Annotated in this window: 12 protein-coding genes and 3 pseudogenes; 13 read left to right on the plus strand and 2 right to left on the minus strand. The window is 60.0% G+C overall.

Annotated elements, in window-relative coordinates; all coding sequences use genetic code 11:
- Positions 1–327: 327 nt before the first annotated feature.
- From BBTA_RS41805 to BBTA_RS16090, 10 genes and pseudogenes are all read left to right on the plus strand, one after another.
- Positions 328–516 (plus strand): annotated as a pseudogene (locus tag BBTA_RS41805) (hypothetical protein); the annotation flags it as partial.
- A 28-nt stretch (positions 517–544) separates the two neighbouring features.
- Positions 545–937 (plus strand): cytochrome b/b6 domain-containing protein, encoded by a 393-nt coding sequence (locus BBTA_RS41345; RefSeq protein ID WP_244424439.1) that lies wholly within the window; start codon positions 545–547, stop codon positions 935–937.
- Between the two features lie 27 nt (positions 938–964).
- Complete coding sequence (locus BBTA_RS16055) at positions 965–1786, plus strand: universal stress protein (RefSeq protein WP_041751471.1); 822 nt, start codon at positions 965–967, stop codon at positions 1784–1786.
- 17 nt (positions 1787–1803) lie between these two features.
- Complete coding sequence (locus tag BBTA_RS16060; RefSeq protein ID WP_012043542.1) at positions 1804–2640, plus strand: universal stress protein; 837 nt, start codon at positions 1804–1806, stop codon at positions 2638–2640.
- 50 nt (positions 2641–2690) lie between these two features.
- Positions 2691–3428 (plus strand): ABC transporter ATP-binding protein, encoded by a 738-nt coding sequence (locus tag BBTA_RS16065; protein WP_012043543.1) that lies wholly within the window; start codon positions 2691–2693, stop codon positions 3426–3428.
- Complete coding sequence (locus BBTA_RS16070) at positions 3386–5788, plus strand: ABC transporter permease (RefSeq protein WP_012043544.1); 2403 nt, start codon at positions 3386–3388, stop codon at positions 5786–5788. The genes BBTA_RS16065 and BBTA_RS16070 overlap by 43 nt, the downstream gene beginning before the upstream one ends.
- Before the next feature lie 2 nt (positions 5789–5790).
- Entirely contained in the window at positions 5791–6990 is a 1200-nt protein-coding gene (locus BBTA_RS16075) for an efflux RND transporter periplasmic adaptor subunit (RefSeq protein ID WP_012043545.1), read from the plus strand.
- Between the two features lie 307 nt (positions 6991–7297).
- Positions 7298–8368, plus strand: a complete 1071-nt coding sequence (locus BBTA_RS16080; protein WP_041750684.1) for an AI-2E family transporter — start codon at positions 7298–7300, stop codon at positions 8366–8368.
- Between the two features lie 69 nt (positions 8369–8437).
- Positions 8438–9010: a hypothetical protein gene (locus BBTA_RS16085; RefSeq protein WP_012043547.1), complete on the plus strand. Its 573-nt coding sequence runs from the start codon at positions 8438–8440 to the stop codon at positions 9008–9010.
- Positions 9011–9483: 473 nt separating this feature from the next.
- On the plus strand, positions 9484–11781 hold the full coding sequence (locus BBTA_RS16090; RefSeq protein WP_012043548.1) for a heavy metal translocating P-type ATPase: 2298 nt from the start codon (positions 9484–9486) through the stop codon (positions 11779–11781).
- 651 nt (positions 11782–12432) lie between these two features.
- Here BBTA_RS16090 and BBTA_RS16095 read toward each other — a convergent pair.
- Positions 12433–13272 carry a DUF4118 domain-containing protein gene (locus BBTA_RS16095; protein WP_041750685.1) on the minus strand — a complete coding sequence of 280 codons (840 nt, stop codon included), beginning with the start codon at positions 13270–13272 and terminating at the stop codon, positions 12433–12435.
- Between the two features lie 660 nt (positions 13273–13932).
- Entirely contained in the window at positions 13933–14340 is a 408-nt protein-coding gene (locus BBTA_RS16100) for a hypothetical protein (RefSeq protein WP_041750686.1), read from the minus strand.
- 198 nt (positions 14341–14538) lie between these two features.
- On the opposite strand from BBTA_RS16100, the gene BBTA_RS16105 reads away from it, so the two are divergent.
- The 3 genes and pseudogenes from BBTA_RS16105 to BBTA_RS16115 all read left to right on the plus strand — a co-directional run.
- Positions 14539–14835, plus strand: a complete 297-nt coding sequence (locus BBTA_RS16105) for a hypothetical protein (protein WP_041750687.1) — start codon at positions 14539–14541, stop codon at positions 14833–14835.
- 427 nt (positions 14836–15262) lie between these two features.
- Positions 15263–15577: pseudogene (locus BBTA_RS16110) on the plus strand (efflux RND transporter periplasmic adaptor subunit); the annotation flags it as partial.
- Positions 15578–15675: 98 nt separating this feature from the next.
- Positions 15676–17289, plus strand: a pseudogene (locus tag BBTA_RS16115) (efflux RND transporter permease subunit); the annotation flags it as partial.
- Positions 17290–17357: the final 68 nt, after the last annotated feature.

The raw sequence follows: 17357 nt of genomic DNA on the forward strand, positions 1-17357 counted from the left end.
TTCGCATGCGCCGCAGATATGGCGAGCGGGGAGATTAGCCACGCTGCGAGAGGCTGACCGAGGCGTAGGTGCGCGAAGAAATGTCTGGCGTCGGGCATGACTTTGCCTACCAGCTCAGCGAGCGGGCCAATCATCGACGATGTTAAGGAAGCAGAATTGATCCGGATCAACCAGAGCGGAATTGCAGCAGACACTAAACCGGTCAGCAAAATTGGCTTTCTACGGCCAAACGTAATCGGACAATTGTGTCTTTCGCACCAACGCAAACCTGATGCGTCGCTGGGATATATGGTTGACGGCTTCCCGAGAGTTATCTGTTGGGTAATGTATGCCGAGGCATTCGCGGTCATTCACAACAACCTCGAGGCCGCGATGCGCGCCGCCAACATCACCGGCGCGCAACCGGCTCGCTGAATGCCCAGGCCAAGTCAGCCGCGCGCTCGGCCTTCGAGTCGGCCAAGCAACGCTTCTTGGGGCATCTCCTGACCTCGATGAAGACGCCGATCCTTCTCCGCCGGCGGAAGCGTCAGAATTCTCCACATGGATGGGAAAGTTGCAGGATCCAGCTGCGCGCTTTGCGCAGTTCATTCTCTATGCTCTTCTCTTTGCGGCTCCTGCCGTGGGAATCTTACTGCAATTTTCGCGCGGCGATGCCTTACCGATATTCGGTATTGTCGAAATTGCGTCACCCTGGCTTGAGGACCGTGCCTTCGCACGTAGCGTAACGGAGGTGCATGAGGCTCTGGCGCATGCTCTCGTTTTCGCGGCTGCGATGCACGCAGCGGCAGCGCTGATCCATCCGCATCTAGCGGCACTGTTCCATTCTCATCATTTCGGGGGAGCGCCGAATACCTGGAGAATTATGTCGGCGTGCCCCGACGCGCAGCCTATTGATCTGAGTCAAGTGGACGCGTGCCAGAGGTGCCAAAAAAGCTGAGGCGCATCAACGCTCGGAGCTATGCCGATGACGATCGCGACTGTGATGGTCTACGTTGATCCCGATCAGCAGGCGGAAGGTCAAGTCCGCATCGCTCGGGACGTTGCAGACAGATTTGGAGCATCGCTGATCGGCGTTTCCGCGTTCGCGGTCGAGCCACCGTTTGTGGCGGAGGGCGTCATCATAAAGGAAACCACCCCGGACGACCTGAAGCGGATGAAATCGGCGCTCTCCGACAAGGAGCAATGGTTTCGCAGCGTGGCCGGACTGCCAAAAGAACGGGTCGAGTGGCGCTGGAGTGTCGAATATCCTACCGCATTTCTGACCAATGAAGCGAGATCGGCCGACCTGGTAGTGATCAGGCGCACGCAGGAAAAAATGGATCAATTCCATTTCATTGATCCAGCCGAGGCGATGATGCGGATGGGAAGGCCGACGCTACTTGTGCCTGACCATGTTCCGACGTTGAGTGCCGACCGCGTCTTGGTCGGTTGGAAAGACACTCGTGAGGCCCGAATCGCGATGCGAGATGCGCTGCCGTTCTTCTCGAGCGCTTCGCAGGTCACGATTGTCGAGATCTGCACGTCAAGTGAACAGGATGCGGCTCGGCGGCGCGTCCGCGATGTGGCGAAATATCTGCAGGCGCATGCCGTCAATTCCCAGGTCGATGTGCGCGTGCACATGGCCGAAGCCGATGGGCACCAGCTTCTTCGCGCGGCAAAGGATGAGAGTGCCGATCTGATCGTGACCGGAGGCTACGGCCACAGCCGGCTTGGCGAGTGGATGTTCGGGGGCGTGACTCGCAGCCTACTGAATGAGGCGCCGGTCTGCCTGATGATGTCGCACTAGGTCGCCCGGAGATAGTCGTGGCCATCAAGGACATTTTGCTAACCCTCATCAGCTATCCGGATCCGACGCTGGTTTCAGTAATTGATCGCGCGGTGTCGCTGGCCTCAACGCTCGGCGCTCACATCGCGGCGATCTCATGTGAAACTCATGTACAGGTCCCCGGCACCTTCTTGGGGCGCGCCGGCAATCTAGGGTCCATCGTGGCCAGCGAGGCGCACAGAAGCAGAAAGAATGCCCAGGACCTGCTGGCTGCGTTTGAGGCGGCCGCCCAGAAGTCGGGCGTGCTGCATGAGGTCATACTCGAGCGCTGCCTGACGTCCGAAGTTCCGGGCCTGCTGGTGGAATATGCGCGGCTGCGCGACCTGACCATTGTGCCGGTGCCACAATCCTACGACCAATGGTATGCTGAAGCCGTCATCTGCGGGTCGGGACGACCGACTTTGGCGGTCCCGGAAGCCCCGTTGCCTAGAGAGGGCGACCTGAACAGGGTGCTCGTCGCATGGGATTTCAGCCGCGGCGCTGCACGCGCGGTCTCCGATGCCGTTCCGATCCTGGAGAAGGCGCGTGAAGTGTGTATCCTCACGATCACCAAAGAAAAGGCGATTTCAAGCCGACGCTCACCTTCCGAACTCGCCAAGAACCTGTCACGGCACGGGATCAATGTGATCGTCGACGAGGTGGATGCGGCCGGACGGGGAATCGGCGACGTACTCGCCGCGCAGATCGAGTCACGTAGACCGGACATCCTGGTCATGGGCGCCTATGGCCATTCGCGTTTCCGCGAGTTCATCTTGGGAGGCGCAACCCGGAGCATTCTGACAAAGCCGCCGATTCCCGTTCTGTTTTCCCACTGAGCAGCGAGACCCCGGTACAGGGGAAAGCCGGCCGCAAGCGCAGTACGCCCATGGACGCCTATCCTCCCAAACAGAATAGCGAAGGACTGCCGGTGTTTCACGCCCGGGGGCTTTCGAAGACCTATCGAATGGGAGAGATCGAGGTGCATGCTCTGCGCGACGTCGATCTCGACATTTTCGAAGGCGAGTTTGTTGTACTTCTTGGGCCGTCCGGCTCAGGCAAATCGACCCTGCTGAACATTCTGGGCGGTCTGGACAGCCCGACCTCAGGTGAAGCTCACTGGCGCGACCATAACCTTGTCGGCGCGACTGATGCGGAATTGACCCGCTACCGGCGCGAGCATGTCGGCTTTGTCTTTCAATTCTACAATCTCATCCCCAGCCTCACGGTGCTGGAAAACGTCGCATTGGTGAACGAGATTGCGGACAAGCCGCTGGATCCGCTCGAGGTGCTCGAACTCGTCGGGCTCGAGAATCGGATCGATCACTTTCCGGCGCAACTGTCCGGCGGCGAGCAGCAGCGCGTCGCGGTCGCCCGCGCCATCGTCAAGTCGCCGGACGTGCTGCTGTGCGACGAGCCCACGGGGGCGTTGGATTACGAGACCGGCAAGGTGGTGCTGGCGGCGATCGCGCGAGCCAATGAGCGTCTCGGCACCACGACGATCATCATCACGCACAATGCCGCGATCGCGGGCATGGCAGACCGTGTGTTGCGGCTCGGCGGCGGGCGGATCGTCAGTGAAGAATGCAATTCGCACCGATTGTCGGCAAACGAGGTGCACTGGTGAGCATGCTAGATCGAAAACTGCTGCGGGACATCGGGGCCATGCGGGGTCAGGTGCTCTCCATCGCCTTGCTCGTCGCTTCCGGCGTTGCCGTCTTCGTCGGCTCGGTCTCGACTTACGAGTCGCTCAGTTCGGCCGTTAGCCGCTTCTACGAGACCGCGCGATTTCCGCAGCTTTTTGTGACGCTCAAGCGCGCGCCGCTGTCGATCGTTCCGCAGCTCAACACGATTCCTGGAGTTGCCACCATCGAGCCGCGCATCGTCCGAGAAGTCATCGTGGACTGGCCAGCTACTTCGCAGCCGGTATCGGCCCGCATGGTGTCGCTGAACCATGCTGGCGACGAAAGGCTTGCGCGATTGCATTTACGCCGCGGCACGGCGCCCGAGCCCGGCTCCGCAAGGAGCGCGGCTGTGAATGAAGCATTTGTCGAAGCCAATGGCGTGAATCTCGGCCACGAGATCCGCGTGCTACTCAACGGCAAGGTGGAAGCCTACCACGTGTCCGGAGTCGCGCTCTCACCGGAATATGTCTACGCGGTCAAGCCTGGCCTGCCCATTCCGGACGATCGGCTCTACGCCATTCTCTGGGTTGATCGCAGCGCTGCGGAAGCCGCATTCGATATGAAGGCAGCCTTCAATGATGCCGTCGTTTCCTTGGCGCCTGGGGCCGACCCGAAGCCTGTGATCGACGAGTTGGATCGGCTGCTCGAACCGTATGGATCGATCGGCGCTGTCGCGCAGCGGGATCAGCCGTCCAACCGATTTCTCGAAGACGAACTGAATCAGCAGAAGGTGATGTCGACCACGATTCCGTTCATCTTCTTCGGCGTCGCGGCGTTCTTGCTCAATAGCGCACTGGGTCGGCTGGTGTCAGCTCAGCGTGAGCAGATCGCCGCGTTGAAGGCGCTAGGCTTTCCGACCTCCGCGCTGATCCTGCATTATCTTAAGCTCGTCCTCGTCATCGTGCTGATCGGATCTGCGCTGGGAATTGCAGCAGGCTGGGGCTTTGGAACAGCGATGATCGCGAGTTATCAGGGGTTCTTTCGTCTGCCGGAGCTGCACTTCGGGCTCACGCCTTGGTCGGCAATGCTGGGAACTGCGATCAGCCTGACGGCGGCTTCTCTTGGCGTCTTGACCGCACTCCGGCAGGTCGTTGGCCTTGCGCCCGCCGTCGCAATGCGCCCAGCGGCGCCGCTCGGCTTCCGGAGGTCCTGGGTCGAAGCGCTTCTGCCGCGCACTGTGGCCAGATCGCGCCGTCTGATGATCCTGCGGAACACTGCGGGGCGTCCATTCCGTTCGCTGCTGACCGTGGCTGGAGTGGCCTTTGCGATCCCGATGATGGTGCTAGGTATCTTTTGGCGCGACGCCATCAACGAGATGATCGCCCTCCAGTTCAACCTGGTCGAACGCGGCAACACGATGGTGACGTTTCCGCACCCGATGGATCGTTCGATCATGCGCGATCTGGCACGCGAGCCCGGCGTTCTCGTGGTGGAAGGGCAGCGCATCGTGCCGGTGCGTCTGCGCGCCGGGCAGCGTAGCTATTTGACTTCGGTGATTGGCCTGTCTGCAGGGGACCAACTGCGCCGACCGCATGACACCATGCTGCGCCCAATCGCGGCCACGCCCGACGGGATTACGCTCACCCGGCGGCTTGCCGAACGGCTCGATGTGAAAGCCGGCGATGTCATTGCGGTCGAGGCGATGGAGGGCCGGCGACGCAAGCGCGATCTCCCGGTCAGCGCCATCGTCGACGAGTCGATCGGAATGGCATCCTACATGGAGATCGAGACTCTGAACCGCTTCACCGACGAGGGGGATGTAGTCTCGGCTGCGAGCCTGTATGTCGACCAGACCATGACGTCAGCATTAGTTCGGAAGTTCAAGAACCTTCCGACAATCGAGTCGGTCTCGATGAAGGCGTACACGCTTTCGTCCTTCATGGAGAAGATCGCCGGCCTCGTCTTTGTCACGGCCGGCATCCTTGCAGCGTTCGCTACGATCATCACCGTAGGTGTGGTTTACAACAGCGCGCGCATCAGCTTGCAGGAGCGTGCCTGGGAATTGGCCAGCTTGCGGGTGCTAGGCTTCACCCGCGGTGAAGTGGCGGGCATCCTTTTTGGCGAGTTCGCCATCGAGATCGTGCTAGGGATTTTGATCGGCCTGCCGCTCTCTCACGCCGTCATCGGGTTGATCGCCAGGTTTCATTCGAACGAAAGCTTTCAAATACCCGCGGTGATCGCGCCCCAGACCTACTTCATCGCAGCCGCTGTCGTGCTGACTGCGGCGGCCGTCAGCGCCTACATCGTCAAGGGCCGAGTCGATAAGCTCGATCTGGTCGCAGCTCTCAAGACCAGGGAATAAGCATGCATATCAAGGGTCGCCATATTGCCATTGCTGCCGGGCTTCTGGCCGCCGTCGGAATCACGGCTTGGCTCTTGATCCCGGCACCGGTGCCGGTCGAGACGGCCGCCGTGATGAAGGGAAAATTCGTCGCCACCGTAGATGAAGACGGCAAGACCCGCGTGCGTGAGCGATACGTGGTCGCCGCGCCGCTGGCGGGGAGGCTCAGCCGCGTTCGTTTCAAGGTTGGCGACCCGGTCCAGGTCGACGATGCCATAGCTACGATTACCCCATCTCCGGCACCGTTGATGGACCCCCGAACCCGCCGCGAAGTCGAGGAAATGCTAGGAACGGGCGAAGCCAATCTGGAGCGCGCCAAGGCGGTGGTCGAGCGGGCCCGGGCTCTGAGCGATCAGGCCAACACCGACTTGGCGCGGACGCGAACCTTGGCGCAGCAAGGGGCGGCAACGGCGCAGGCATTCGAACGTGCAGAACTTGCGGCGCGCCTCGCCGAACGAGATTTGCGCGCGGCGGAGTTTCAGGATCATGCCGCTGAGCATGAAATCAGCCAACTGCGCGCACTACTGGCACGATATAGTAACGACGGGGGCGGGCAGCCAGAAGCCTGGAACGTGGCATCGCCGGTCGCCGGCGTGGTGCTGAAGGTCGCGCAGGAAAGCGAAACGATCGTCCAGCCGGGGACGCCGTTGCTGGATATAGGTGACGCCAGTGATATCGAAGTTGTCGTCGATGTCTTGAGCACCAATGCGGTGGAGATCCGTGCCGGCGCCGACGTCACCATCGATAATTGGGGCGGGGAAGGAAAGCTGAAGGGCCGGGTTCGACGGGTCGAGCCGGCAGCTTTTACCAAGATCTCGACGCTGGGCGTCGAGGAGCAAAGGGTGAATGTTCTCGTCGACATCCTCTCGCCTTCGGAGCAGTGGGCGCGGCTGGGTGATGCCTATCAGGTGGACGTTCAGATCGCTGTCTTTGCACGGGACGAAGCCACGATCATTCCGGCTGGCGCGCTGTTTCGTCGCGGGGAAGGCTGGAACGTCTATGTATCGAAGGATGGACGCGCCGAATTGTGCGAGATCGAGCTCCTGCGCCGTTCCGGTCGATTTGCGGCCGTTGCATCCGGCCTTAGTCCCGGGGAAGAGGTGATTGTCTATCCCAGCGACCGAGTTGTACCGGGTATACGCGTCGCATCACGACCGCGCTGAAGAAACCGCCCGTCTCCTTTGCCGGTTCCAGACCGCCATGGATCGCAAGCGGCCAGCCATCATTCTTGAGGACTGCGATGACGGCGCACGCAATTCTCGAAGTTTACCATTCCTTCCTCTGCGTGTTCGCGACCCACGCTTGGCGGATTGTGGGTACGGCAACCGGAGTAGTGTAATGGCTGTAATCGGTATGGAGATCGTTCTCCATTCTTCGGACAACAAAAGGCGCCAAGCGTGATTCATATCAACGGAATATTCCCGATCTATGCTTGACGTCTTTCTAGCAATGTCGGCTTGTCAGGATCCTATGGAAGACGCGAAGGGCTCACGGGGAAGCTTGGAGCAGGTCAGCACCCGTTCGTTTACCCGCCGGCTGCTCATCGTGTGTCTGGTCGGCGCAATGATGCTTGCCGTCTGGAAGCTTGCCGATCTGGTGGTGCTTGCCTTCGGCGCAGCGCTTCTGGCTCTTTTGTTGCGCGGGGTGGTCCACGAGGTGAGCCGAAACACGCGATTGCCGGAGCCCTGGGCAGTGCTGCTGACGATACTCGCGCTGCTAGGCCTGGTCGTATCCGTTACTTGGTTGTTCGGATCGCAGATTGCGAACCAATTCAATATACTGGCGAAGGATCTCCCTCAGAGCCTGACCCAGGTCGTCCAGGAATTCGTGGAAACTCCCTGGGGGGTATGGGTAGTCGGTCGCGCGCAAGACGTGAACATTGGTAGCGCGACCGGGCCGCTGGCACGCTATATCGCCGCATTCTTTGGCTCTGTTTTCCATACCTCCGCCTATGTTGCGGTTTTGCTATTTGCCTCGGGGTATTTCGCGGTACAGCCGGCACGATATGTCGACGGCCTGCTGCGGATGGTTCCTGCGGACCGCCGTCCGCGAGCGGAAGAGGTGATTGAGCTTCTCGGGTCAACGCTGAGGCGCTGGCTCATTGGTCAGTCGATTACGATGGCGGTGGTGGGTACACTGACAGCAATCGGATTGTTGCTGCTTGGAGTTGCTGCGCCGATCGCACTCGGCCTAATTTCGGCGATCTTTGCTTTCGTTCCCTACGTCGGTCCGGTTCTCGCATCGCTACTGGGGATCCTGATGGCTGCAATGCAAGGGCCAACGATCGCGCTCTATGTCATTGCGCTTTACGCGGCAATCCATTTTGTCGAAGGCAATCTCGTTACCCCATTGGTGCAAGCGGAAGCCGTCGAACTGCCGCCAGTCCTGACGCTGTTTGCCACGCTCATATTTGGCTTGCTGCTTGGTCCAATCGGAGTCCTGCTGGCGGCGCCCCTCGCGGTGGTTGTGCTCCTGGCTGTCAATACCCTCTATATCGAGGGGATGCTGGGCGAGACTCGTGTCTGGCCCTCTAAGTCTTGAGAGGCACAGCCACGCGATCGATGCTTCGATGCCTTCGTATCCGTCTTATTCCTGCTCCTAGGTGAGCAAATGCGCGGCGAAGACCAAAGCACAGCCAATGTGATCGAACTGCGCGTCAGCTCGATCGAGCGGCTTTTTCATACGCTTGATCCGTATCCCTTTCGCGACAAGGATCTCGATCGCGAAGTAGAGGAATATATCGTTGGATGGGCAAGGGAATTGCCACGAAATCGTTCTTTCAGGATCATCGTCCATTTTCCGGACAATCAAGCGCAGGCGCGACTGGCTCGCGATCTTCCGGAAGCCTTTGGTCGGTATTTCGCAGGCCGGGCTGGTGCCATTCAAGGGGATCTGAATGAGCTGTTTCGGATCGGCCGGAGATCTTTATCAGTCGGCGTGACAATTCTGATCGCGTGCCTCCTATTGGCACATCTTGCTGCCGGATATCTCAGTGAAGCGCCTTTCCGAAGGCTCGTCGAGGAGAGCTTCCTAATCCTTGGCTGGGTGGCAAACTGGCGTCCGCTCGAGATCTTTCTTTACGACTGGTGGCCTCTTGCGAGACGGCGTGATCTCTACCATCAGCTTTCCGGCGCAATCGTCGAGCGAAAGCCGTCCCGGCTTGGCGACAGCGAGTCCGCGTGACGATGCCAACCACTGCACCGGGCTGATACGGGTCGTGGGAAGGTGACCGTCAGTGGGATGGGCTCTGGTCGCGCTGCCTCCATTCTCGGCCGGCTTTGCGGTGATCCCAATCTCTCTCGTCCATCATTCGCTTCAGTCGATACGTATCAGTTTGCTTTTGGTCCGTCGCCTTAGGCGGGCCTTCGCCATTTGTCTGCGCTGGGGTGGAACGTCCAGTCTTTCCGATCTCGTCGGCGAGACACGCTACGCTAGATGACAGTAGCGAGATGACCGCCAGAGCTTGAGCAAGATTGCGCATGATGGCCTCCTCCTAGAAAGTATCGTCCTGGCTATTGGACAGATGTTGATCCAGGTCATGGCTGCCGCTTAAGTTGATCTGTGGATAGCATTTCTCGTCTCGGCGGTTGATTTTGCTCAACGGACGTGGCTGGTGTCGGAGCAGAGTGACGTCTCTACCACTGCGGAATGAAGCCATGTCGCTTGAGCGGGCGCTGCGCTGGGCCCTTATTACGATCGCAGTCACCGGGTTGACCTCGGGTATAGTCGCGCGAGCGCTGGGCCGGCTCGATCTGGCGGACCTTGCGTGGGAACTCGGCACCGTGCCGGTGATCGGCGGACTGGCGATCTCGATCGTCAAGGATCTTCTGAGCGGGCGCTTCGGAGTGGACGCGATTGCGCTGCTATCGATGAGCGCGGCATTGGCCTTGGGCCAGCCGCTCGCTGGAGCCGTAGTCGCTCTGATGTACTCCGGCGGCAATGTGTTGGAGGATGTTGCGATCGCGCGGGCAGAGGCCGACCTCCGCTCACTGGTCGATCGGGCGCCTCGCCGGGCACATCGCAAGGTCGGCGAGCGGATCGAGGAAGTTCCTGTAGAAGCGGTCACTGTCGGGGAAGGCCTCTTGGTCCGTGCTGGAGAGATTGTGCCTGTTGACGGCATCGTCAGCTCGGCATTGGCCACCATTGACGAGTCGGCGGTTACCGGCGAACCTATTCCAGTCGAAAAAACGCGCGGTTTTGCGGTACTTTCCGGGTCGCTGAATGCGGGCGAGACCTTTGAGTTGACAGTCACCGCGCCGGCCGGTGAGAGCACCTACGCCGGGATCGTGCGCATGGTGACGGCCGCGCAAACGGCAAAGGCTCCGTTCGTCCGGATGGCTGATCGCTTTGCACTGATCCTTTTGCCGTTGACGCTCGCGCTGTCCTTCCTTGCGTGGTGGATCTCCGGAGATCTGACGCGCAGCCTTGCTGTGCTGGTGGCAGCGACTCCTTGCCCTTTGATTTTAGCGGCACCGGTCGCCTTCATAGCCGGCGTGGCGCGTGCGGCCCGCCGTGGCATCCTCGCAAAGGGCGGGGCGGCGCTCGAGGCCCTGGCTCGCGCGCATACGGTGCTGTTCGACAAGACGGGCACCCTGACCGTGGGAGGGGCGCGCTTGCTTTCGATTGAGGTTGCTCCGGGAGAGGACCCCGACGAGGTCCTGAGGCTGGGGGCATCTCTTGAGCAAGCCTCCCAGCACGTGCTTGCCAAGACAGTTGTGGCTGCGGCTCTCGATCGCGGCCTGAAGCTGAGGGTGCCCGAGCAGGTCAAGGAGATGATGGGGTCCGGGCTGAGCGGCCTGATCGAGGATCGCTGGATCACTGCAGGCTCGCGAGAAATGCTTCTCTCAAGCGCTGAACTTGCGCCTTGGGAACTGCGGGCAATCCGCCGCGCGTCGTGGCGTTCTGCGCTTGTCGTCTTTGTCGCAGTCAACAGGCGTCCAATCGGCGCGCTGCTGCTCGCCGATGAGTTGCGAGCTGATACGCCACGCGCAATACGGCTATTGCGCGAGGCTGGAATCGCGCGAATGGTCATGGTGACGGGCGATCGCGCGGCCGCCGCGCAGGCTATCGGTGCAGCGCTTGACCTCGACGCCGTGTTGGCCGATCGCGTTCCGTCGGACAAGGTCGAGGCGGTGCGTAGCGAACAGCGGCTGCACCCGACCATCATGGTCGGCGATGGAATTAATGATGCGCCGGCGCTCGCAGTGGCTGATATCGGCATTGCGCTGGGCGCGCGGGGGGCGAGCGCATCGTCCGAGGCGGCCGATGTGGTGATTTTGGCCGACCGGCTCGATAGGGTCGGTGAGGCGATCATCATCGCTCAGCGAGCGCGAAGGATCGCCTTGCAGAGCATCATGATCGGCATGGGGTTATCTTTGGTGGCGATGGCAGCCGCCACCCTTGGTTGGCTCGATCCCGTCCCTGCGGCAGTTGTGCAGGAGGTGATCGATGTTACTGTCATCCTGAATGCGCTACGGGCGCTCACCCCGGACTTCGGTAAGGGCGGTGCGCTCATCACCGCGGAGCAGGGGCTTGCCTTGCATCACGATCATCAGACCCTTTTCAAGGACCTCGACCGCCTGCGCAAGATCGTCGATGCGTTGGACGATGCGACGCCGGAGTCGGCCGCCGCATCGATTGCGGAAGCCCAGCGCGTTGTTCAGGGTAGCGTGGTGAAACATGAGCGCGATGATGAGGACAGCGTTTATCCGAAGCTTGCGCAGGTGCTGCGCGAACGCCACGGCCTCTCCGCCATGAGCCGCGCGCATAGGGAGATCTTGCACCTGTCTCGGCTACTTGACAGGATTGTAGCCGATTTGCCGTCGGAGAACGTCGACCGCTATCTTGTTCGAGATGCGCAGCGAGTGATCGAGGCAATCGAAACATTGGTACGTATGCACACGGCTCAGGAAGAAGACATCTACGAGTCTGTCGCGGCTCAAGCTGCGGCTTAGCCAAACTGATGCCAAGGCCTCGTAGAGGGAGCCCGAGACTATTGGCCCGGATAGCGGAAAGCCGAGCTCATTTAATCGTTGCACGGCACGTAACGCGCGCGCCACGCTGAGGATCGTCGCACCTGGCTGCATCGCTGCAGCGACGCTGCTCTCCTTGTCAGCCCGCGACCAATGCCGCCGTCGCCGCTCCGACGTGATCACTTCCACTTCCGCTTTGGCCATAGGACTAGCTACAGGACTAGTCTTATGGCTTTGCGAAGCCTCACTGCCGACGCAAGGTAGCCGTCACCGGACGTCACCGGGGGCTTACCGCGACCGTAGATGCTGAAGAAGATTGGTTGAATGGTCGCTTGAGGCTGCGACCTTTCAATCATGGCTGCGGAGCATAAGTCCCGAATCGGGGCCCATTTAATAGTCGGTTGCGGGCTGGTGCAGGAATTCCGCCTAGCGGTTAGCTGCCCTCGGAAGTGCTCGGCAAATTCACTGAAGTTGCCGACCGGTAACTTGAAATTCTGGAGCAGGCCTCGACATCGACCAGTCCCGGTCTGAGGTCGCGCGACTTCGGGCCGGTGAAGCCTGAGCAGACGAAAGCAGCCGTTACGCTCAACGTCGAAACCTCGACTGCGCACAAGTTTTCGGTAAGCGGCGAAACTAATTTAAGGCGGTTCTAGCTTTGCTATGTTGACGATCAATGATCAAGCTTAAGACACTCGTTAGGATCTTGACCGGCACATCGGGTGTCGAAGGACGTTCATCAGGATCGAATGCGAGTCCGATGATAGCGCCTTGACCTTCGGCGGTCTTTACGGGCCAGAAATCAAATCGGGAGGTCAAATCCGGATAGACGCCGCTACGCACCACGGAATCGGTTGCTAAGGACGACAGTGCTGTTTCCAACTCGGACTGTTGGGGCTCAATATCGCCAACTCGCTTCATGGAAACGACTTTATCCTGATTGACGAACATTGCCACCGCGGGAACTCGGAAGAATGTCGCGAGAGTCTGCGACGTGACCGATAGGATCGCGTCCAGATTGTCGGACGCCATAGCTTCCCGACAGAATCCTTGCAGGGTAGTCATCTGCCTCTTCAATAGCGCGGCTTCGCTCGCTCTTCGCGCGGAAGTGAAGGCAACACCGCTTGTTATTATGCCTACAACAAACAGTAGCCCAATTGCCCAGATGTTTGCCGGGTCGTCGACCGCTAGCGAGTATCGAGGTTCTGTAAGGAAGAAATTGTAGGCCAGAGGACCGAGAACTGCCGAGCAGAGTGAAGGACCCAAACCTAGACTAAGACCCGCGATGATCACCGGGATCACAAATACCAAGGAGAGGTTCGGGATGGACACGTGGCTGTCGACACCGACAGCCACGGCGGTCGCCACCGCCGTCATTACAATTGAAGCAAGATAGCGCACCCACTCCGATTCCATTGGATCGGCATCGGTTGCCTCATGAATGTCCGACTGCGGCTTGGAATCAAAATCAACCATGGTTTCGACTCCCACTACCAGTGGTATTAATCTTGCCGGCGCAAACGGATTTATTGCCCGTCGTCGGCCGTGATGTTGATGGCGGTCAAAAGCTCTGGCCTTTCGGTAAGATTTTGATCTGTCGGCATATAGAATCGATAGTGTAGGGATCCCAATGATATAGGAGTTCCATAATCACCGATGAAACGAGAATAGGACGCTGCCGCTGCAGTTTGCCGATCCTCTTTGGCCGCATGCCTTTGGCGGATTTTGCCCTCATCTCGGAAGCCAGGAGGCTTCGGTGAGCAGGCACTCGTGACTGTGGCGGCCATTTCGGGAAAGAGCACGTTGGTTGACGGGGCGGAGTGTTGGGAAGCCGCAGCCATTGGTCGCAGAGGAAAGGCTGCCTCTAGACCTTGCGCCAGAGCTTTTCTGAGTTGGCTCTAAGGTCCGAGCCCGTGAGCGAACAAAGTGATCAGGAGGGTCAAAATGCCGCCCCAGAGCGGGCTCAGCGTCAGGGGCAACATGGTCGTGGTGACGACCTGCTCGAGACCGCCCTCAGCTACCTCTTGTGCGCGCCGACGGAGCGGCGATGCGCAGCGCGAGAAGCAAGACGCTGACGAGCAAAATTAAGATGGTGAGTTTCGCTTCGATCATGCTCGTATACTCCAGGTTGCGTCGTCATCGAGCCAACCGCGCGAAGTAACACTTAGCGCGGCCGATCCAGCTTGCAAGCTGCGGGATCAGGGGATTGCCGCGGTTCTCAGTATCGAGCTCGAACGTCTCGGACCGGAAGATCAGAGCGCAGGGTGACGGCCTGCTCGCCATCCTGGCGAATTCCTCCGCCGAGCTCTTGAACAGAAAGAGTCCGCCGGTGCGGCCATGTGCCTCGCGCGCCACCCACAACCCGAACTCGTTGCGACCGATGAAGAACGCCGGAATCGATTCGCTAAGGACGTCGGGATCGAGCGGTTGGAAAGGCGCATTTGATTGGGTCTCTGTCCCCGCGCAAGTACGTGCCGGCTCAGTCGAATCTGCTTGCACCGGCAGAGGCGGCCGATCGGCGTCATCGAATTTGATTGCGGCCATCACGGCCCTCGATAGTCAAGAAGCCTCGATTGCAATCATATGAAGAAAACCCCATAGGAATGCGAGAGCTCTCGCTCCTAGCGTCGCATAGGAAAGGTATAGGTACTCCCGCGGACGAGTGCGGTTATGCCGCGTTTATTCCAGTCGGCCGAAATCCCTCTCGATTTCCTAGGAAATAGGTCACATCTTGGGCGAGAGATGATGATCTTCATGGAGGTCGAGATGGCCGATTACTTCGATGTCGAATGCTACTCGAGCCAAGCCGTTGCGAGCCGGCATATTCGGTACAGATTTGGCCGCGCTGCAGCGAGGTATGATACCGATCGTGCTGCTTGGAATCGCGTCAACAGCTATCTCAAACGCCTGGTCGGCCGCATCGCGGACGCGAAGATGCGCCGTATGCTCCGTGAGTTCGAGCTACGCGGCATCCACTACGATCGGGAGAACGAAGCGTGGGACACGGGCTCACAGCGTCCCCGCACCCGCGGCGCTTAGGCAGGCATTGGATGCCAAAATGAGATACCGTCGTCAAGTTCGGGAGCGTCTGTCGTTGCTCCGTTAAGGCTTTGCTGACGTTATTGTTTCCTGTCTGGTACGGGCCAAATGCCACGCATCGGCCCGAGAACGACCACATGCGCGGTCCTGGTCCTAAATGGAGCGCCAAGCATGTGGGTGAATCCGTCGCCTCCACGCAGCCGGTAGCGCGTTCCCGCGTTACTCCGGAGTGATGACGGTGCCGTCAATTGGCGCCAAGAGACTTCTTCTCGCCCCTCGCCAGTTGCGACATCAGCAATCACGAGTATTGAACACGCCAAAAGACTGACGTCTTCATGCAAACAGGGCGCGGCGTCGTATCGAGCCGTTTGAGGGCGACTTCAGGTGTGAGCTCGGCCATGCCGGACTCATGTATATCGCGCCGACCGAGCATTCGAGCCAGTCCAAGGCGAAGCTGCCCCGCTATGTCCCCACAGCCGCTGAACGCGCCACCCTTTCGATCGATGAGGTGACGGATCGCATCTTCCGCGCCGAGCACATCACCGAGGGGAAGATTGCGGTCAACGAGGACAGCTCCACGCCAGTGTTTTCGCCCTACGCCGGTCGAGTCGTGAAGCTGCTGGCCAAGCCCAGCGACATGGTCGAGCGCGGCCAGCCCCTGTTCGTGGTTGAAGCGACCGATACTGTCCAGGGTCTCAACGACTTCGTTGCCGCCATGAGCGCGCTGAACACTGCGCGCTCCGGGGCAATCTCAGGGCGGGCGAGAAGATCGTCACCCGGGGAAGCCTGTTCATCGATCGCGCGGCCACGTCCGGCAGCTGATCGGGAAAGGCAGATCAAATGGATCGTCTTGTCGCCTTTGCGGTCAACCGGCGCTTCCTGATGGTCGGCCTGTTCGCGGCCATGATCATCGGCGGCCTCGTCGCGTTTCAGCAGCTCAACATCGAGGCCTATCCGGACCCGACGCCACCGATGGTCGACATCGTGACCCAGAGCCCTGGATTGTCGGCCGAGGAGATCGAGCGCTACATTACGATTCCCCTGGAGACGCAGGTCGCCGGCATCAAGAACATGAAGGTGATCCGGACAATCTCCTTGTACGGGCTGTCCGACGTCAAGCTGCAGTTCTCGTTCGATTACACCTACGACCAGGCGCTGCAGCAGGTGTTGAACCGCCTGTCGCAGCTGCCGCCGCTCCCCAACAATGCCCAGCCGCAGATCTCGCCGCTCAGCCCGATCGGGGAGATCTACCGGTACCGGCTCGTCGGCCCGCCGAACTATTCGGTGCTGGACCTCAAGACGTTGCAGGACTGGGTGCTGCAACGGCGGTTTCGTACCGTGCCCGGCGTCATCGACGTCACCGGCTGGGGCGGCAAGACCAAGACCTTCGAGGTCCAGGTCGATTTCAACAGGCTCGTGGCCAACGGCCTGACCTTGCCTCAATTGATGCAGGCGATCAGCAACGCCAACGTCAATGTCGGCGGCAACACGGTCAACATCGGTTCGCAGTCGGCCGTGGTGCGCGGCGTCGGCTTGATCCGTTCGATCAATGCGCTTGCTAGCACGATGGTGGCATCAAACGGCGGGACGCCGGTGCTGGTCGGCGACGTCGCAACCGTGACCGTTGGCGAGCAGCCACGCCTCGGCATCGCCGGTGAGGATCAGGACGACGACATTGTCCTGGGCATCGTGCTGATGCGGCGCGGCGAGCAGAGCTCGCCGACCATCGCCCGCGTCGAGGAGCTCGTCGCCTCGATAAACAATTCAACCATCCTGCCGCCGGGCGTCCGGATCGAGCGCATCTATGATCGCAAGGATCTGATCGAGACGACGACAGATACCGTTCTCGAGAACATGGTTGTGGGCATCGGATTGATCGTGCTCCTGCAATGGATCTTTCTCGGCGACCTCAGAAGCGCGCTGATCGTTGGCGCAACCATTCCATTCGCGCTGTTCTTCGCCGTCAGCATCCTCGTGCTACGCGGGGAGTCGGCCAACCTGCTTTCAGTCGGCGCGATCGATTTCGGCCTGATCGTCGATGCGACCGTGATCATGGTGGAATCCATTTTCCGTCGGCTGTCGCATACGGAGCGGCTGACTCACACGGAGCAGGCGGCTATCTCGGCACGGACGAGCATGGGGATGAAGCACCATGCAATCCTCACGGCAGCCTCGGATGTGTCGCGCTCGATCTTCTTCGCGGCCGCGATCATCATTGCGGCTTTCCTGCCGCTGTTCACGTTGTCCGGCGTCGAGGGCAACATCTTCGGTCCAATGGCCCGGACCTATGCTTATGCGTTGGCCGGCGGTCTGCTGGCGACCTTTACCGTCACGCCAGCGCTGAGTGCGATCATCCTGCCGGCCCATGTCGAGGAGACAGAAACGTTCCTGATGCGCTGGATGCACCGGCTGTACATGCCCGTGCTTGCACGGTCACTCGCGCACCGTCGATTAGGTTCTGTACTCATAAATGGATTCCGTTAGCTGACGAACAGTGATTCACTCCCCTTAGGTGATTTGGG

It is taken from the genome of Bradyrhizobium sp. BTAi1 (assembly GCF_000015165.1).
GTDB classification, from domain to species: domain Bacteria; phylum Pseudomonadota; class Alphaproteobacteria; order Rhizobiales; family Xanthobacteraceae; genus Bradyrhizobium; species Bradyrhizobium denitrificans.

Coding starts and splice junctions, on each gene's coding strand:
- BBTA_RS41345 (WP_244424439.1), top strand. CDS start 545: ATGGGAAAGTTGCAGGATCCAGCTGCGCGCTTTGCGCAGTTCATTCTC.
- BBTA_RS16055 (WP_041751471.1), top strand. CDS start 965: ATGACGATCGCGACTGTGATGGTCTACGTTGATCCCGATCAGCAGGCG.
- BBTA_RS16065 (WP_012043543.1), top strand. CDS start 2,691: ATGGACGCCTATCCTCCCAAACAGAATAGCGAAGGACTGCCGGTGTTT.
- BBTA_RS16070 (WP_012043544.1), top strand. CDS start 3,386: ATGCAATTCGCACCGATTGTCGGCAAACGAGGTGCACTGGTGAGCATG.
- BBTA_RS16075 (WP_012043545.1), top strand. CDS start 5,791: ATGCATATCAAGGGTCGCCATATTGCCATTGCTGCCGGGCTTCTGGCC.
- BBTA_RS16080 (WP_041750684.1), top strand. CDS start 7,298: ATGGAAGACGCGAAGGGCTCACGGGGAAGCTTGGAGCAGGTCAGCACC.
- BBTA_RS16085 (WP_012043547.1), top strand. CDS start 8,438: ATGCGCGGCGAAGACCAAAGCACAGCCAATGTGATCGAACTGCGCGTC.
- BBTA_RS16090 (WP_012043548.1), top strand. CDS start 9,484: ATGTCGCTTGAGCGGGCGCTGCGCTGGGCCCTTATTACGATCGCAGTC.
- BBTA_RS16095 (WP_041750685.1), bottom strand. CDS start 13,272: ATGGTTGATTTTGATTCCAAGCCGCAGTCGGACATTCATGAGGCAACC.
- BBTA_RS16100 (WP_041750686.1), bottom strand. CDS start 14,340: ATGGCCGCAATCAAATTCGATGACGCCGATCGGCCGCCTCTGCCGGTG.
- BBTA_RS16105 (WP_041750687.1), top strand. CDS start 14,539: ATGATGATCTTCATGGAGGTCGAGATGGCCGATTACTTCGATGTCGAA.